This window comes from Streptomyces sp. NPDC048479 (assembly GCF_040651435.1).
Lineage (GTDB): Bacteria > Actinomycetota > Actinomycetes > Streptomycetales > Streptomycetaceae > Streptomyces.
The window spans coordinates 54,570-71,334 of the sequence record NZ_JBEZKA010000011.1; the positions used below are offsets into that span (position 1 = coordinate 54,570).

At 71.1% G+C, this 16,765-nt stretch carries 15 protein-coding genes; 5 read left to right on the top strand and 10 right to left on the bottom strand.

Annotated features, from left to right (window positions below):
• Window positions 1-5 precede the first annotated feature (5 nt).
• Window positions 6-752 carry a hypothetical protein gene (locus AB0D12_RS18730; protein ID WP_362683588.1) on the bottom strand — a complete coding sequence of 249 codons (747 nt, stop codon included), beginning with the start codon at window positions 750-752 and terminating at the stop codon, window positions 6-8.
• Between the two features lie 234 nt (window positions 753-986).
• Here AB0D12_RS18730 and AB0D12_RS18735 point away from each other — a divergent pair, with 234 nt between their 5' ends.
• Complete coding sequence (locus tag AB0D12_RS18735) at window positions 987-2,138, top strand: MFS transporter (RefSeq protein ID WP_362683591.1); 1,152 nt, start codon at window positions 987-989, stop codon at window positions 2,136-2,138.
• The gene (locus tag AB0D12_RS18740) at window positions 2,135-3,208 is read left to right on the top strand and encodes a sugar ABC transporter permease (protein ID WP_362683594.1); all 1,074 of its coding nucleotides are present in this window, start codon (window positions 2,135-2,137) and stop codon (window positions 3,206-3,208) included. Before AB0D12_RS18735 ends, AB0D12_RS18740 begins: the two co-directional genes overlap by 4 nt.
• Before the next feature lie 297 nt (window positions 3,209-3,505).
• On the opposite strand, the gene AB0D12_RS18745 is transcribed toward AB0D12_RS18740, so the two are convergent.
• The gene (locus AB0D12_RS18745) at window positions 3,506-4,672 is read right to left on the bottom strand and encodes an acyl-CoA dehydrogenase family protein (protein ID WP_362683597.1); all 1,167 of its coding nucleotides are present in this window, start codon (window positions 4,670-4,672) and stop codon (window positions 3,506-3,508) included.
• A gap of 204 nt (window positions 4,673-4,876) precedes the next feature.
• Here AB0D12_RS18745 and AB0D12_RS18750 point away from each other — a divergent pair, with 204 nt between their 5' ends.
• Together AB0D12_RS18750 and AB0D12_RS18755 are read left to right on the top strand one after the other, a co-directional pair.
• A complete protein-coding gene (locus tag AB0D12_RS18750; RefSeq protein ID WP_362683600.1) occupies window positions 4,877-6,685 on the top strand; it encodes a CoA transferase in 1,809 nt (602 codons plus the stop codon).
• Window positions 6,682-8,364, top strand: a complete 1,683-nt coding sequence (locus AB0D12_RS18755; RefSeq protein ID WP_362683603.1) for a class I adenylate-forming enzyme family protein — start codon at window positions 6,682-6,684, stop codon at window positions 8,362-8,364. Before AB0D12_RS18750 ends, AB0D12_RS18755 begins: the two co-directional genes overlap by 4 nt.
• Window positions 8,365-8,808: 444 nt before the next feature.
• Here the strand turns inward: AB0D12_RS18755 and AB0D12_RS18760 are convergent, their stop codons facing one another.
• The 3 genes from AB0D12_RS18760 to AB0D12_RS18770 are packed head-to-tail and all read right to left on the bottom strand — an operon-like array spanning window position 8,809 to window position 11,068.
• Window positions 8,809-9,612 carry a zinc ABC transporter substrate-binding protein gene (locus AB0D12_RS18760; RefSeq protein ID WP_362683606.1) on the bottom strand — a complete coding sequence of 268 codons (804 nt, stop codon included), beginning with the start codon at window positions 9,610-9,612 and terminating at the stop codon, window positions 8,809-8,811.
• Window positions 9,570-10,436 carry a metal ABC transporter permease gene (locus AB0D12_RS18765; protein WP_362683609.1) on the bottom strand — a complete coding sequence of 289 codons (867 nt, stop codon included), beginning with the start codon at window positions 10,434-10,436 and terminating at the stop codon, window positions 9,570-9,572. The genes AB0D12_RS18760 and AB0D12_RS18765 overlap by 43 nt, the downstream gene beginning before the upstream one ends.
• Entirely contained in the window at window positions 10,433-11,068 is a 636-nt protein-coding gene (locus tag AB0D12_RS18770; protein ID WP_362683612.1) for an ATP-binding cassette domain-containing protein, read from the bottom strand. The genes AB0D12_RS18765 and AB0D12_RS18770 overlap by 4 nt, the downstream gene beginning before the upstream one ends.
• A 381-nt stretch (window positions 11,069-11,449) precedes the next feature.
• Here AB0D12_RS18770 and AB0D12_RS18775 point away from each other — a divergent pair, with 381 nt between their 5' ends.
• A complete protein-coding gene (locus tag AB0D12_RS18775; RefSeq protein WP_362683615.1) occupies window positions 11,450-11,665 on the top strand; it encodes a hypothetical protein in 216 nt (71 codons plus the stop codon).
• Between the two features lie 27 nt (window positions 11,666-11,692).
• Here AB0D12_RS18775 and AB0D12_RS18780 read toward each other — a convergent pair whose 3' ends face one another.
• The 5 genes from AB0D12_RS18780 to AB0D12_RS18800 form a co-directional block, all read right to left on the bottom strand.
• Window positions 11,693-12,220 carry a copper chaperone PCu(A)C gene (locus AB0D12_RS18780; protein WP_362683618.1) on the bottom strand — a complete coding sequence of 176 codons (528 nt, stop codon included), beginning with the start codon at window positions 12,218-12,220 and terminating at the stop codon, window positions 11,693-11,695.
• Window positions 12,217-14,511 (bottom strand): heavy metal translocating P-type ATPase, encoded by a 2,295-nt coding sequence (locus AB0D12_RS18785; protein WP_362683621.1) that lies wholly within the window; start codon window positions 14,509-14,511, stop codon window positions 12,217-12,219. Before AB0D12_RS18785 ends, AB0D12_RS18780 begins: the two co-directional genes overlap by 4 nt.
• Window positions 14,508-14,750, bottom strand: a complete 243-nt coding sequence (locus AB0D12_RS18790; RefSeq protein ID WP_362683624.1) for a hypothetical protein — start codon at window positions 14,748-14,750, stop codon at window positions 14,508-14,510. The genes AB0D12_RS18785 and AB0D12_RS18790 overlap by 4 nt, the downstream gene beginning before the upstream one ends.
• Before the next feature lie 659 nt (window positions 14,751-15,409).
• Window positions 15,410-16,354, bottom strand: coding sequence for a M56 family metallopeptidase (locus tag AB0D12_RS18795; RefSeq protein ID WP_362683627.1), 945 nt, complete (start codon window positions 16,352-16,354; stop codon window positions 15,410-15,412).
• Entirely contained in the window at window positions 16,351-16,722 is a 372-nt protein-coding gene (locus AB0D12_RS18800; RefSeq protein ID WP_362683630.1) for a BlaI/MecI/CopY family transcriptional regulator, read from the bottom strand. Before AB0D12_RS18800 ends, AB0D12_RS18795 begins: the two co-directional genes overlap by 4 nt.
• Window positions 16,723-16,765: the final 43 nt, after the last annotated feature.

Sequence of the window (16,765 nt, forward strand, 5' to 3'; positions counted from 1 at the left end):
AGCTGTCAGATGACAGCGGTCCCGGACGGTGGACCCCGTGAGGTGATGGCGTGGCTGAGCAGCAAATGCCGCAGCGGGCGGGTCCTGCGGTCACGCCGGGCGCGGACGCGTGGCCGATGAGGTGGCGTGGGGAGACGGAACAGCAGGCGCAGCGGGGCGGCGAGCCATCCGGCGATGGCGCGCAGGAGGCTGAAGGCGGCCTGTTCTCCGTACGCGAGCCAGAGGCCGCACAGGAGCGCGGCCAGCAGGTGGGCGCCCAGCATCCCGGCCGGAGACATGCCGACGATGTCGTGCCCGGCAGACATCGTCGTGCCGTCCGTCATGGCCATGGCTGTGGCGCCGGGGGGCGGCTGGTGAAGGTGGTGGCCGAGCCCGGCGTCGGTCATGACCCGCACGGCTTGGGAAGAAGGGACGGCGCCGGATTCCGTCGTCCTGCACAGCAGGTACTGGGCCCATTGTTGGGCGAGTGAGGCACTGTCGGACACCGAAGGATGAACCGCTGCCTGGGCCAGTGAGAACCCGGTGTGCAGTGCCGCTTGGGCGGCGACAACTGTCGACGTGACGCCGAGAACGCTGCGTTGCCGGTCGGCGAGGATCCAGGCCGTCGCGGCTGTAGTGGCGAACGCGACGGACATGGCCCACCAGGGGACGGCCACCCCCGACATGAGGATGTGGCCGAGAGCTGCGAGCAGCACGCAGGTGGCTGCGAACACCGCAGCCCGTACCGCGCGACAACATCGACCCGGAGTCATGGCGAGTTCATCCTTGCATCCCCCTCGTCGTCACCATGCGTGGGTACGAAATGTTCCGGTGCCGACCTCACTCGGAAGCATGTGGCGCAGGCCACAACTGGCGTAGGGAACTTCAGCGTTGTGCGGACCGACTCCTCACGTGGCCCGAGGGGCGTCCAGTTGGGTGGAACGGAGACATCGGTGGGGGCAGAGCAAGGGGCGCCGACGGCGTCAGCAGAAGGAACAGATGGTCGGTTGACGGCGCTGCTCACCTGCGCCATGGCGTTCTCGATGATGCAACTCTTCCTGCTCGGGGCGCTCGGCCCGCGCCTGGTGGACGAACTGGGTATCTCCCCCACGGTGCTGGGCCTGACGACGACGATCGGCTTCGGGACAGCGGCGGTGCTGTCCCCTGCGGGCGGGCGGATCGTGGACCGGATCGGCCCGAGGCGCGCGCTCGTTGCGTTGCTGCTGGTGTCCGCCGCCGCGCTCGCGCTGATCGGTGCGGCGCCCGGTGCCGGGTTCCTCCTCGTGGCGGTTGCGCTGGGCGGTCTGCCTCAGGCCCTGGCCAACCCGGCGACCAACAAGGCGATTCTGGCCGGCGTTCCGCCGGTCCGGCGGGGCTCGGTGACCGGGATGAAGCAGTCGGGGGTGCAGCTGGGCGCGTTCGCGGCCGGGCTGCCCCTGACGGCGCTGGCCGCAGGCGTCGGCTGGCGTGGCGCGGTGTGGACCGCGGCCGGCACGGCGGTGGTGGCGGCCCTGTGGACGCTGCGTGCGTTGCCTGCCGATCCTCCGGCGAAGGGGGCGGGTTCTCGGTCGTCGCTGGTACCGCGGGGAGCCATCGCCTGGCTGACGGTGTTCTCTCTGCTGCTGGGCTGCGGAATCGCATCGGTCAACACCTACTTGGCGCTGTTCGGCGCGCAACGACTCGGCTTGGCGCCCACCGCGGCCGGCGCCCTCGTGGCGGTGCTGGGCGTGGCGGGGATCGCCGGCCGGGTGGGCTGGTCGAAGGCGGCCCGGCCGGGGCGCGCCGAATGGCTGCCGGGATGGCTCGCGGCCGGTGCGGTCGGAGCGGCTCTGCTCCTGGCGGCCGCGTTGCTCGTGCATCCGCTGGTGTGGATGGCGGCGGTGGCAGTGGGCGTGTCCGCCGTGTCGGGCAATGCCGTCTCCATGGTGCTGGTCATGCAGCGCGCCGCGCCCGGCCGGGCCGGCCAGGACTCGGCGCTCGTCTCCGCCGGGTTCTTCACCGGCTTCGCCGTAGGTCCACCGGTCTTCGGCGTACTCGCGGAAGCCGGTCACTACGGGCCCGGCTGGCTGCTGGTCGCCGCAGAGTTCGCGGCAGCCTGCGCAGTCGCGATGACCTGGGCGGTACGGGAGCGACGGCAGCGCGCGGTGAGTCCGGCGTGACCCCGGCCGACTGGGCCGGGCGCGCACTGGAGGACGTCCTCGACCGGGCCGCCGTCACCGCGGCCGAAGTCGACCATCGCTTCCCCCTGTTCGCCGACCCGGAAACGGGCCGCTGGGTGACCACCGGCCGTGGTTCCTGGACCGGTGGGTTCTGGGCCGGGCTGCTGTGGCTGCGGGCCCGGCACACCGGCGACGAGGCCGACCGGGCCCTCGCCTCCGCGTGCACGGCGCGGCTGGCCGACTGGGTGGAGGCCGACACCGCCACCCGTGGGCTGATCCACTGGTACGGAACCGCTCTGGCCGTCGGTGACGCCGGAGCGGAAGATCTGCGCAACCGAGCCGCCCGGGCCTGTCTGACCGCGCTGGACCCCGAACTCGGTCTGGTCCCCTGGGGATCTGCGTTCGGTGGACCCAGGTTGCTGGCCCGCGTGGACGGAGTCCCCGGCATGGTGCCGCTGCTCGCCACCGCGGGCCTCGAGGGCGCCGCGGCAGCCGCCTCCCACCTTCACCGGCATGTCGACCTGTGCCTCCGCGAGGCGCTGGCGCCGGCCCTGCGTTTCGAGGCGGACACGGGTTGGCAGGCGTGCGACGATCCGCCGCCCGGCTGGAGCCGGGGGCGGGCATGGCTCTTGCTGGCAGTGGCCGACGCGTTGCACCGCCCCGGCGCCGCTGGGTGGAAGCCGACCCGTTTGGAGGGGGTGGCAGCGCAGCTGGCCGCCCCGCGGACGGGGTCTGCCCGACGGATCGTTCCCCTGGCTGACGAGGCATGGCCCGACGGCCCGCAGGACACTTCGGCCGCCGCGATCACGGCGGTCGCGCTGCTGAAGCTCGCTCGCATCCCAGGACCCCGGGCAGCGGAATACTCCCACTGCGCCGTCGCGATCCTGGACCGGCTGGTCACCGCACATCTCACCGGGCGGGACGGGCCCCGGCCGGCCGGCATGCTGCTGGACGGCTGCTACGACGCCGGGCGGGGTGCCGCCGTACGGCACGAACTGGTGTGGGGCGACTTCTTCTTGGCCCTCGGGCTCGCTGCCCTCACCGGACTGGTCGACGTCCGGGAGGTGTAGCCGGACCGCCGGTTCACATGGGTCCGAGGCCTGAGGCGTAACCCGGAGTCGTCCGGCAGATCGCGATGCTGTGCCCGGCCTACGACATCCACGGGGCCGTCGTGTGGCCGTGTCGGTTCGGTCATGGGGTCCTCCCGCGATGGCCTGTCCGGCGCGGGTCCTCGCTGAGTGCACTGCTCGGTGCGGGTCCGACACCCGGTGCGGGTCCGACGCCCGGTGCCGAGGCGCACGGTACGGGATGCTCGGTGCGGACGGGAAGGACCGCGGCCGGCAGCCCGGGGCCGTACTGCTGGCACCTCAATTCCATTGTCGTGGACGGCCGCCGCTTCGTCCGCCCGAGCAGGAGGTGCGCAGTACCCGCCGTGCGACGGACGTGATGTGCAGTTCGTCCGGGCCGTCGAGGATTCGGGCCGCACGGCCGGTACGGAAGAGCGCGGGCAGGGCTGTGTCGGGGCCGAGTCCGGCCGCGCCATGGATCTGGATGGCGGCATCCGTCACCTGCTGAAGCATGCGGGCGGCGGCGACCTTGGCCAGGCCGACCTCCACATGCGCATCCAGCCCGCCGGCGATGAGTGCCGCGGCCTCGTGGACCAGCGGGCGGGTGGTGCGCAGAGCGAGCAGCGACTCGAAGACATGCTGCTGAACCAGTTGATGGCCGGCGAGCGGACCACGTGACCCGGCACGGGTGTTGGCGCGCTCACACATCAGCTCGAAGGCCCGCTGGGCCTGACCGAGCCAGCGCAGGCAGCGCAGGGTCCGGCCCAGTTGGAGCCGTTCTCCGGCGATGGCGAGAGCCTTGCCGCGGTCGCCGATCAGATGGTCGCCGGGGACGGTGACATGGTCGAGTTCGATCTCCCATTGGCCGCCTGCACCGAGGACGGGCAGTTCGCGTACGACGCGGAAGCCGGGGGAGTCGGTGGGGACCACGATGAGGGAGAGCCCCTCACGGTCGGAGGGCACTCCGTCGGTTCGGGCGAGCACCGTGACCAGGTCGGCGTCGGCGGCTCCGGAGGTGAACCACTTGCGGCCGCTGACGGCCCAACTCCCGTCCGCCTCCTGCACGGCGCGCGTACGGGTCATGAAGGGATCCGTGCCCTGGACCTCCGCTTCGGTCATCGCGTAACAGGTGCGGAGCTCCCCGGCCACCAGCCGTTCGAGGTACAGGTCGCGTATCCGGGCGCAGCCGTGGCGCTGCAGCATCAGCACGTCCAGCATCGGTGCGGATCCCAGGGCGGCCGGCCCGTGGTCGCTCGCTCCCTCGGCCTCTGCCAGTTGGGCGTACTCCGACAGGTGCAGGCCCTGGCCGCCGAGATCTGCGGGCAACGGCAAGGCCCACAGACCCTGTTCCTTGGCCTGGGTCCGAAGGGCACGCAGGGTGGCTGCGGCGATCGGGCCTCCTGCGTCCAGTACGGGCTCGCACGGCATCACCCGACTGCGTACGAACTCCGCCACCCGGGCCCTCAACTCGAATGTCCCGGGCGAACATTCCGGAAGTCCGACCGCCAATCGGCCTCGGCTCTGCACCACTTTCCTCCAGTCTGCCGGGAACCCATGGGAACGACAGTCCGACTGTCTCTCCGTGGAACTGGTCGGGCGTGAAGGCGCCCTGGTTCCCGCGTTACGCACATCCCCATGCGTCGGACACCGCCGCGCCAGGAGAGGAGAGGCATGGCGTCACCAGCCACCACGCAGACGGTCCGGCCACTCGACGGGCTGCATCTCGACAGTTCGGGGCCGCCCGGGCTGACCGGCCTCGTAGCCGAGCACCTGCGGCTCCTGGGAGCACGGACGGAGCCTGAACCGGCCGCTTCGAAGCACGTCCGTAGCGTCCCTGGCGCCCGTAGCCCCCGGAGCGCGCAGATCGCGCTGACCGGTGACGGTTTCGGACCCCAAGAAGCGCGGGTGACCTGGGCGGATCCGTCGAGTGGGATCATCGACGAGGCCACCGTGCAGGCTGCCACCGGCATCATGGCCGTGCACGGCCGACGCGACGGAGAGCCGCGCGGTCTGGCTGTCGACTACGCCACCACCGCGGCGGCCGTACTCACCGTCCAAGGACTCCTGGCCGGGCTGCTGGGGCAGGCCCGCGGTGGACCGGCGGCACGGGTGGCCACGAGCGCCGACCGGGCCGGGCTGCTGTCCGTGTCCCAGTACCTTGCCGCGAGAGGGGCCGACGAAGGCGAGGCGGCCGAACTCGCCGCAGGCGGACCACCGTTCACCGCGGGCGACGGCACCCTCTTCGAATTGGAGACCCTGGACCCGGGTTCATGGGCTGCCTTCTGGCGGACCCTGGATGCACCCGCCGACGCGATACGGGCAGGATGGCGACCCTTCCAGTTCCGGTACGCCACGGCCTGCGCACCCTTCCCACAGGCACTGCACACGACCACGCGCGCCCAGTCCTGGCAGCGGATCCGGCAGGCGGCATCGGTCTCCGGCGCCGAGGTCTGCCCGCTGCGGACACTGGCTGAGCGTGCCGCCGAACGCGACGGCGGCGCACCGTGGTCAATCACCTCTCACGCAGAGGGCTCTCGCCCCCCGGCTTCACCGCCCGCTGCCGTACGGCCGCTGGCGGGACTGACCGTGCTGGAGGCCGGCCGCCGTATCCAGGCCCCGCTCGCCGCGCACCTCCTGGGACGGCTCGGCGCGGACGTGATCCGTATAGAGCCGCCGGGCGGTGACCCGCTGCGCGGGATGCCCCCCGCCTGTTCCGGCATCTCCGCCCGGTGGCTCGCGCTCAACCGGGGCAAGGAGGCCGTCGAAGTGGACATCAAGTCTTCGCAGGGCCGGCGTCGAGTGCGGGATCTGGCTGCCGGGGCCGATGTCTTCCTGCACAACTGGGCCCCCGGGAAGGCCGCTCAACTCGGCCTCGACCGGAACGATCTGGCCGAGGTCAATCCTGTACTGGTGTACGCGTACACCAGTGGCTGGGCCGAACGTCTCCCGGGCGCTCCGATGGGTACGGACTTCATGGTCCAGGCCCGCACCGGAGTCGGGGAAGCCGTACGCCCCGCGGACGAGCCGCCTGCGCCGTCCCTGATGACCCTGCTCGACGTCATGGGCGGACTCCTCGGTACCGAGGCCGTACTCGCCGGACTTCTGGTGCGCGAGCGCACCGGCCAAGGCGTCCGCGTGGACTCCTCACTGCTGGGCGCGGCCGATGTCCTCACCGCCCCCGCCATGCGCCGGGCCGCGACCGGCGGAAGCGCGAGACGGCCGACCGGGTTCCGTCGCCCCCTGCGTACCGCGGACGGCTGGATAGCCCCCGCCGATGCCTGCGCGGCCGCAGCCGGTGCATACGACCTGCGCGATCTGCATACCGACGAGGCCCTGACCCAGCTGCGTGAGCACGGCTTGACCGCAACCGCGGTCACCACCGATCTCGCCGACCTGCACCACGATCCGCGCTTCGCCGGCTCGATCAGCCGCGACACGCACGGTGCCCCCGCCGTTCCCGACCCCTGGAGCTTCGCGTGACCGTCGCACTGCACGACCTGCTGCCCGCCGACCTGCGCCGCTCCTGGGTGATCGACGGCACCTGCCCCGACCTCGATCTCTACAGCCTCTTCCGGGCCCGCCAGATCGCGGACCTCCACCGCACCGCCGTCCTCGATGCCAAGGGCAAACTCTGCTACACCGCCCTCGACCGCAAGGTGCGATGTCTCGCCACCGGCCTCAGAGACCTCGGCATAAGCCCAGGAGATGTCGTCGGCGTCCAACTGCCCAACGGACGCAACGCCGTTGTCGCCGATCTCGCCCTGGCCGCCCTCGGCGCCGTGGCGCTGCCCTTTCCGGTCGGCCGCGGCAGCCTGGAGGCCGAGTGTTTGCTGCGCCGCGCGGAGGCCGTCGCGGTCATCGCCGCGGTTGAGCACAGAGGCAACCATCACGCCGCCGACCTGAACACTCTGGCCCCGGCGCTGCCCGCACTGCGGCACGTCATCGCCGCCGGCCCCGGCAGCGCTCCAGAAGGAACGGTTCCGCTCGTGCAGTTGCTGCGATCCGACCCGAGTGCGTTCGTTCCCGCCCGGCCGGATCCGGACAGCGCCACCCGCATCCTCGTCTCGTCCGGCTCCGAGGCAGAGCCGAAGATGGTCGCCTACTCCCACAACGCGCTCGCGGGCGGGCGCGGCAACTTCCTCGCCTCGCTGATGCCCGAACAGACACCGCCCCGTTGCCTGTTCCTGGTGCCGCTCGCCTCGGCCTTCGGCTCCAACGGCACCGCGGTCACCCTCGCCCGGCACGGCGGGACGCTCATTCTCCTCGACCACTTCACCCCGGAAACCGCGATCGCCGCGGTTCGCGAGCACGAGCCCACGCACATCCTGGGCGTGCCCACCATGGTGCGCATGATGCTCGACCGGCTCGACAGCACAGGCGAGAAACTGCCCGCCCCCACGGCCCTGATCCTCGGTGGCTCGGCCCTGGACGGGACCACGGCGGAGAACGCCGCCCGCGCGTTCGGCTGCCCGGTCGTCAACCTCTACGGCTCGGCCGACGGGGTCAACTGCCACACCGGGCTGGGCAGCGAAACCCCGGCCGCTGACGGGCAAGGTGTTGTCGCGGGCCGTCCCGATCCTCGCGTCGCCGACATCCGCATCGCCGACACCGAGACCCAGGAACAGCTGCCGGACGGCGCGATCGGAGAGATCATCGCGCGAGGCCCGATGACCCCCCTGTGTTACGTGGCCTCCCCGGACCTGGATGCCCGCTATCGCACCCGCGAAGGCTGGGTCCGCACCGGAGACCTCGGACTCCTCGACAAGGACGGCACTCTTCACATCGTCGGACGCCTCAAGGACATCGTCATCCGCGGCGGCGCCAACATCAGTCCCGCCGAAGTCGAACGGGAACTGGCCGCCCACCCCTACGTACGCGACGTGGTGTGTGTCGGCGTCCCCGACGAGGTGATGGGGGAGCGGCTGGCGGCATGTGTGGTGTCCCGCACCACCGATTCCCCGACGCTCGAGTCACTGTGTGCGCACCTGACGGAACGGGGGCTCGAGCAGCGCAAGCACCCCGAGCACCTCCTGGTGGTCGGGGAACTTCCCCTGACCCCGGCAGGCAAACCCGACCGGGCAGCGCTGCGTCGGCGCCTGACCGACAACCTGTTGCCGGAGCGGGACCTCGCTGCGGTTCCGCTCGCTCAGGCAGGCTGACGGCGGGACCGGAGAGCGGTGCCGCACCGTTCTCCGGACCCGATGTCTGACGAGCAGCGGGAGGGAACGCGTGGTGCGTGCCCTCCCGCTCTTCGCTACGCTGCCCGGCCCCGTCGAACGAGTCCGAACGCCAGGTCCGCGACGAGGAACCCGAGCAGGGTGACCCCCAGGACCGGCAGCGCCCAGCCCAGCGCGGCGACGGCCGGGATACCCAAGATCAGGACGAGCCGAGGGCGGCGACGAAGTCGGTGAAGGGAGATTCCGCTTGGGGTGGCGGTGCGAAGTGATCGCAGTCCCGGCCCGACTCCGCCCCTGCGCATGCCTCATCGGCGCCGGTGCACATCCGGCGCGAGAGAACGGCGAGAAGGGCCCGTCAGGCCGGGGCCGCCGGAGGAGGTCCTCGTCTGGGTCGGGAACGGGCGAGCAGCACCGGGGTTACCGGGCTCAGGACCCGGACATGGCCTTCTTCAGCTCGGCGGCTGCGTTGCGGTAGACGGGCAACAAATCCAGGTCCTCACCCGGGTAGTTGACGACCTTGACCTGCTTGGCGCCGGAGTCGGGCAGCACGGTTCCGGTCGACATATGGGCGTTGTCCAGGACCAGGGCGGGCTTCTTCTTGGAGAGGTCGGCCAGCTGTGCCGGGGTGACCGGCTCGGGCCCGTAGGTGCCGACGGTGGTGGCGCCCGCCAGCTTCGCGGACCAGGCGGTGAATACCTGGGTGACGACAGCCGGGCTCTTCCCGCCGGGCCAGGCAGCCTTCAGGTCCTTGGACAGCTTGGCGTACTCGGCGTCGAAGGCCGTCTTCCACTTCGCCGCGACGTCCTCGGTGCCGAACAGCTTGCCCAGCCGGGCCACTTCGGCGCCGACCTTGTCGGCGTCGTTGTCGAGGCTGACCTCGACCAGCTCGGCCTTGGAGCCGGCGGCTTCCTTGATCTTCCCGGCGTACGGCTCGAAGGGTGCGTACAACACGAAGTCGGCCTTGGCGACTGCCGCGAGGTCGGACGGCTTCGGGTCGTAGTCCGGTGCGTGGTGCACGGACTGGGGCACGATGACCTTGACGTCCTCGGCGCCCGCGGCCTTCGCGAAGGCGCCCTCCCAGGTCGTGGTGACGACCACGACCGGTTTTCCCTCCTTGCCTTCGATGCCGCTCCTGGACGACGAGTCGCTGTCGCTTCCGCAGCCCGTGACCAGGACCAGGGCTGCGCTCAGTGCGAGGAGGGAAGTGATACGGACGCGGGTGCGCGCCATGAGCTGATTCTCCGTTCGGGTATGAGATGGACGGCGAGGACAACTGCCCCCGCGGTCAGGACGAGGACCGGCCCGGGTGGCCAGTCCAGCCAGAGAGCGATGAGGAACCCGGTCAGGTTCACGGTGATGCCGATACCCACCGCCCACACGGTGATCGATTTCAGTGAGGTGCCCAGACGGCGCGCGGCGAGCGCGGGCAGCAGGGTCAGGGCGTCGACCAGTAGCGCGCCGGTGAGCTTGATCGCTCCGGCGACCGCGATCGCGACCAGTACCAGCAGCACCAGGGTCAGTCCGCGTACCGGGACGCCCGAGCACTGCGCGAGTTCACGGTCGTACAGCAGCAGCGCCACATCGCGGCGTCGCCACCAGAACAGCCCGGGTACGACGACGGCGAGCACCCCCAGCACCACCAGATCCGCGGTGCCGACGGACAGGATCGACCCCCACAGCAACGCGAACGCGCCCGAGGCGTTGACTCCCGAGACCGCGAGCACCAGCAGCGCGGCCGCAATCGCGAGACTCATCAGCAGGCCCATCGCGCCGGACAGGCCGTCCGGGGTGCGGGCGAGCGGAGCGACCCCCGCACCGGCCAGGGCGCAGGCCACCAGCGCGCACAGCATCGGGTCGAGTCCGGTCAGGATGCCGACCGCGATGCCCAGCAGAGCGACGTGCATCATCGCGAACCGGACCGGCATGATGTCGAGCCCGACGATGACCACCCCGATCACCGGTAGTCCGATCGCGGCCAACAGCAGGGCGAGCCCGGCCCGCTGCACGGGCAGGAGTTGCAGGAGTTCACCGAGGTCGGCGGTGGCGAGGGTCACCGGACCTCCCGCAGTCGGCCCGCGGCCATCTCCAGTACCCGGTCGCAGCGGTCCGCGAGAGACCGGTCGTGTGTCACCACGACCAGCGTCACCGGCAGGGAGGTGAGGACGTCCGCCGCCTCCGACTGGCCGCTGAAGTCGAGGGCAGCGGTGGGTTCGTCGGCCAGAAGCACCTCGGCTCCGGCGGCGACGCAGCCGATCGCCCGGGCGAGGTACATCCGCTGCAACTGCCCGCCGGAGAGGGTGTGCAGGGGCCGCTTGGTCAGCGACCCCACACCGAGCCGGGCAGCGGCTTCGGTGGCTTCCTCCGGCGCGGTGCTGCCGGCCAGCAACTCGTCACCCAGCAGAGGGAATCGGCCGGCCGCCGGCTTCTGCGGAATCCAGGCGCACGCACGCCGCCGCCAGGCCCATTCCGCCGGCGAACGGGTGTCCCGGCCGCCGACCAGGATCGATCCGGTCACCTGTCTGTGCAGGCCGAGGACGGCACGCAGCAGCGTGGTCTTGCCCGAGCCGTTGGTCCCGGTCAGCGCCACGCGTTCACCGGCGGCGATCTCCAGATCCACGTCGGCGACTGCCTCGACCCGGCCATGGCGGCAGGCGACCTCCCGCATGCGTACATTCAGCCCGCCCATCACACGCCCCTCATTCGTCCGTAGCCGCAGGGGTACGACGGGGTGTCCGCCCTCCCCCGCGGCAGTAGTCGGATGACGGCGGTGTCAGGTTCCCGCGAACCGGCAACTGCTCCCGTACGCGTCCTACTTCGCCCGAAGGTCCGGCCGCCACGGAGCGGCGACCTCCCTCATGTAGTCGTGCCGAGACCTCGTCCGGTTTCCGCCTTCCCTCCGCAATCGGAAGCACTGGAAGCACTAGAAGCACTGGAAGCAAAAACCTCATGTGCCGTGCCTCGGGGGCGTGCCCCACCGAGGCTTGCGTCCTGCGTCGATCGGGCATTCCCTCGGCGTCGGGCCGCAGAAGGCCGTTCTGCGGGCGGACGCGTACGAAAGGCGATTGCGATGACCGATATCAGTTCTCTGGAGCCCGTGGCGACGTTCTGCGGTAACTGCAACTGCGGTTGCCCCCAGCTGTTCGTCGACGAGGCCGCTCCTGCCGAGCGGAGGATCGTGATCACCGATGACTTCGGTCAGCAGGTGCAGATGAGTGCCGACCAGTTCGGCTCCATCGTCGAGGAGGCCAAGGCGGGCAAGCTGGACTCCATCGCGATCGCGTGAACCGCTGTGCCCGGTCCGGGGGCTGACTCAGCTGCCGGGCCGGACCACGACCACGACGGTGTCGACCGGTCCGCCGTGGCGGAAGTGCAGAACGAACGGGATCGTATCGCCCACTTGCCAGGGAGCCTTCATCTTCACCATCACGTCCAGGCCGCTCGGTGACATGACCACGGTGTCGCCCGCCGGGATTTCCGCAGAGTCGACCATGCGCATGAAACCGGCTCCGCTGTCGGCACTTTCGTGCCGGCTCAGCATGGCACTCTCGACGGCGGGTGACGTCACGGAGACCAGTTGGTCAGCGGCCCCACCGCTGTTGGCGATCCGGAAGAACGCCGCGGTGTCCTCGTTGTCGCCGTAGGGCAGGAAGACACGCCCGTCGCCGACCTTGATCTGTGGCGGGCTGCCGGCGGCCCCGGCCTTGGCCCAGGTCGTCAGCCCGCCCAGGGCCACCGCGCAGGCGGCCACCGGGGCGAGCGCGGCGAAGAGTCCGTCGCGCAGACGCCGACGACTCGGCCTCCAGCCTTCAGCCGCGGGCCCCCGGTCGGGATCCGTCATCGCTGAACACCTCCTCGGAGGCGACGCGTTCCGGACCGCGTGGGACGAGGTGGCGAAGGCTGCCAGGCCCGCAGGCGCAGGCTGTTGCCCACCACCAGGAGCGAGCTGGCGGACATCGCGGCGGCGGCGACCATCGGGTTGAGCCAGCCGACTGCGGCCAGCGGCACGGTGACCACGTTGTACCCGAACGCCCAGACGAGATTGACGCGAATCGTCCCCAGGGTGCGCCGGGCGAGCCGGACCGCGTCGGCGACAGCCTCGATGTCGCCGCGCACCAGGGTCACATCGGCGGCTCCGACGGCCACGTCGGTGCCGGTGCCCATAGCGATCCCGAGATCGGCGCCGGCCAGCGCGTCGGCATCGTTCACGCCATCACCGATGACGCCGATCTGACGGTCCTCATTCTTCAACTGCCGCACCAGGTCTGCCTTGCCCTCGGAGGTACAGCGGGCGTGCACTTGTGTGATGCCGAGTTCAGCGGCGACAGCACTTGCGGCGGCTTCACGGTCGCCCGTGGCCAGGACCGGTTCCACTCCCAGCCGCCTCAGGCGGTCCACGGCCCGGTAGCTCCCGGGCCGCAAGACATCGCCCAGGGCGATGAGGGCCTCGTCGACACCGTCCACCCGCAGCAGGACCGGGGTGAGCGCGGAAGTCTCGGCACCGGCCAACGCCTGTGCCAGCGACTCGGGAAGGTCGTCGCCGGGAGCACATACCTCGACACGGAGGCCGTCGACGAGACCGGTGACCCCGGCCCCCGGGGTGGCCCGGAAGCCGGTCACTTCGGGCAAGGGACGTTCGGGCAGTGCCCGCTGCGCGTACGCGGTGAGGGCGCGGCCCAGCGGGTGTTCAGAACCCTGCTCCGCCGCGCCGGCCAGCCTGAGCGCAGCCTCCCGGCCGATTCCACCGGTGACCGGCGTGACCTGAGCGACGGTCATGTGCCCGGTCGTGAGGGTGCCGGTCTTGTCCAGGACGACGGTGTCGATGTGGCGCAGTGCTTCCAGTGCCTGAGGTCCGCTGACCAGGACGCCGAGCTGGGCGCCGCGGCCGGCGGCGGCCAACAGGGCGGTAGGGGTCGCCAGGCCCAGCGCGCAGGGGCAGGCAACGACCAGGATCGCCACGCACGCGGTGACGGCTGCCTGCGGGTCTGCTCCGGCACCGAGCCAGAAGCCGAGGACAGTGACAGCCAACGCCAGAACGACCGGGACGAAGACGCCTGCCACCCTGTCCGCCAGACGCTGGGCACGAGCCTTCCCCGCCTGAGCTTCGGTCACCATCCGTGTGATCAAGGCGAGTTGGGTGTCCGCGCCGACCGCCGTGGCCCGCACGACGAGCAGACCCCCGGCGTTGACTGCGCCCCCGACCACTGTCTGGTCAGGACCGACTTCGACGGGCTCGCTCTCCCCAGTGACCAGGGAGAGATCCAGGGCGGAACTCCCGGATACCACCACACCGTCGGTGGCGACCCGTTCACCCGGACGGACGGTGAACTCCTGGCCCACCCTCAGCCGTTCGATCGGGATCCGCCGCTCCTGTCCGTTCTCCCGAACGGTCACGTCCTTGGCGGCCAGCCCGGCCAATGAACGCAATGCCTCACCGGTCCCGTGCCGGGCACGCGCTTCCAAGAAACGGCCGGTCAGGACGGACAACGGCACACCGACCGCTGCCTCCAGGTAGACGTGTGCGGCATCTCCGCCCACCGAGGGAAGCAGAGTGAACGGCATGCGCATGCCCGGATCGCCCGCGCCGCCGAGGAAGAGCGCATACACGGACCAGGAGAACGATGCGACGACACCGAGCGAGACCAGGGTGTCCATGGTGGCCGCCGAGTGCCGCACTCCCCGCATCGCGCGCACGTGGAACGGCCAGGCGCTCCAGACGACCACCGGGCCGGTCAGCATGAGACACAGCCACTGCCAGTTGCGGAACTGCAGGGAGGGCACCATGGACAGCACGAGGACCGGCACGCAGAGCAGCGCCGTGATCAGCAGCCGCTCGCGTTCCCCGCGCGGCTCGCCCTCCTCCGGCTCCGACGGCCGGGTGTCTTCCTGCGGCTCGGGCGGCAGGGGCAGTTCGGCGGTGCAGCCCGCGCGTTCGACAGCAGCGACGAGGTCTCCCGCGGTGACGTCCGAGGGGTGGCTCACCCTGGCCTGCCCCGTGGCGAGGTTCACCGTGGCAGTCACCCCGTCGAGCTTGGCCAGTCGTTTCTCCACTCGGTTCACGCAGGCCGCGCAGGTCATGCCGCCGACGATCAGATCAGTGGTGACCAGCGCGCTCGCCGGTTCCACCGTCATCGTTCACCGCCCGAGTGCATGTCACCCATGCCACCGTCCCCGTGCGGTTCGGAGCCACCGTCGGAACCGGTGCTGGTGGAGTGCATGCCGGGTGCGACCGGACCGACGGCTGAACCGACCCCGTACGAGAGCGCGAACATCACCACAAGCAGCACCAGGAACCCGGTCGGCGCGGGTGGCGGCGCCCACCGGCGCAAGGCGGCGTACGTACGGGCAAGGGAGTGTTGCTGGTCTGCCATCGCCGCTCCAGAGACGGGCCCGCGCCGGTGTCACAGGGCGGGGCGGAGGGAAACCGTGCCAGGGCGGGGGCAGTCCGCTCGGCCCATGGGTGTCATGCTGGCATGGCGACGAGCGTCGGATTCCCGGTACCACGGCCGGCTCGCACGTGACGTTTCTCCCGGCTCGCCGGGGGAACCCGCGGAGCTGTTCACACGACCACGAGTGAACGTGCCGTACGAGCTGCCGACCGTTCACTGTCGTACCGGGACGCCTGCCGTGTTGAGGGTGCCCAGCGGTTCCTGCGGCGCGAGTTGGACGCGGCGGCGTTGTTCGCGGGTCCGGCCGTGGGCCGAGGGGGGTGAGGCGTACTCCGTCGAGAGTGACCGTGCCGCCGCTGGGGCGGTGGAGTCCGACGATGGCGCGCACCGGAGTCGTCTTCCCTCAGACGGAGGCACCGACGATGCCCGTGCTGGATCCGCCGGTCACAGCGAGGTCGATGTCATGGAGGACAGGGACACGACGGCCGCGCTGCACGAACTCCGCTTGCAGGCCGGACACTTCGAGCGTCGGACCGCCTTCGGGAAGGGCCCGGTCGGCTGTGCGGGGGCCGGTGGCGGCGCGGCCGGCCCTCGGGTCAGGTCCACGACGTCGTCCGCGAACCGGGCGACCAGGTCCGCGTTCAGTCGTGGGGGGTTTCGCCCTGGGCGTGTTCGATGCCGGCATGCAGGTCGCCGGCGGCTTCCAGCGCCGCACCGGCCGAGAGCGCGAGGCACGCGATCAGGGCAGCGGCAACGGCATGGCTGGTCCTCCGCCGACCGGGCGTCGGCGCACCGCTGTTCAGCAGGGCGGCAACGCGGCGTGGGACGGGGCCCGTCGTGGCAGCCAGCGCGAAATCGGGGCGTCCCGCCGCGGGTGGCCGGGTGGCGCGGGCGGCCAGGGCGGCTCTGCCGATGGCCCGGGCTGCGAGGTGGCGGTCACCGACGGCCTGGGCGGCGGTTTCGTCGGCGCTGCGCTCCAGCGCGTAGCTGAGGGGTTCGCGCAGGGCACGCAGGCCGGGATGGCACAGGCCGGCCATTTCCACCACGGTGAGGAAGAGGTGGTGACGGCCGGTCAGGTGGGCGCGTTCGTGTGCGAAGAGAGCCTCCCGTTCGGCGGCGGAGAGGGCTCGCAGCATGCCGGAGGTCACCACGACCTTGCCGGGGCGTCCGGGCAGTGCGTACGCGTCCGGGCTGTCGTCCTTCAGTACGACCAGTTCACCGTCCGCGCGGGCTGCCAGCCGCCTCGCCTGATGCAGTTGAGTCCTGCGTCGGTGCAGCCGGCGGGCCAGCACGGTGACGCACCACAGCAGGAGAGCCGCAGCCGCCGTCGCCACGGCCACGACCGCGTCGGGTGAGCCGGTCGAAAGGGGGGTGAGCAGTTCGCCGAGAGCGGCAACGGCGTGCACATGGGTGGCGCCGGGGACGACGAGCAGGGCGAGAGCGGCCGTACTGCTCACGGCAAGGCCCGCCGCTGTGATGGTGAGCAGCCAGGCAGCCGGCCTCGGGGGAAGGCAGGAGACGAGTCGCCGGCCTGCAGGGCCCGCGAGGAACGGCACGAGCAGCGGCACCCACACCATGTAGATCATGCGTCGCCCTCGTCCAGGAGGGAGCGCAGCAGCTGTTCGTCGTCGTCGCTGAGCTGGGAGACGAAGCGCGTCAGCACGGCGTTTCGGTCGTCGTCCTTGGCCAGCTCCGAATGCATACGCCGGGCGGTCAGACCGGCGGCGTCCTCGGTCGGCGTGTAGGCGTATCCGCGGCCGGAGCGGATACGGGTCACGGTGCCCTTCTCGTAGAGGCGGGACAGGATCGTCGTGACGGTCGTCCGCGCGAGTGACCCGCCCAGCGCGCTCTGCACCTGGGCAGGGGTCAGCGGGCCTTCGGCGGCCCAGAGGGTCGCCAGCACACCGGATTCCAGCTCGCCGGCGAGTCGCCGATCCGTGATCTTGTCACTCATGGGAACGCTCCTCCCGCATCCTTCGTCTACAGTGACGTAGACC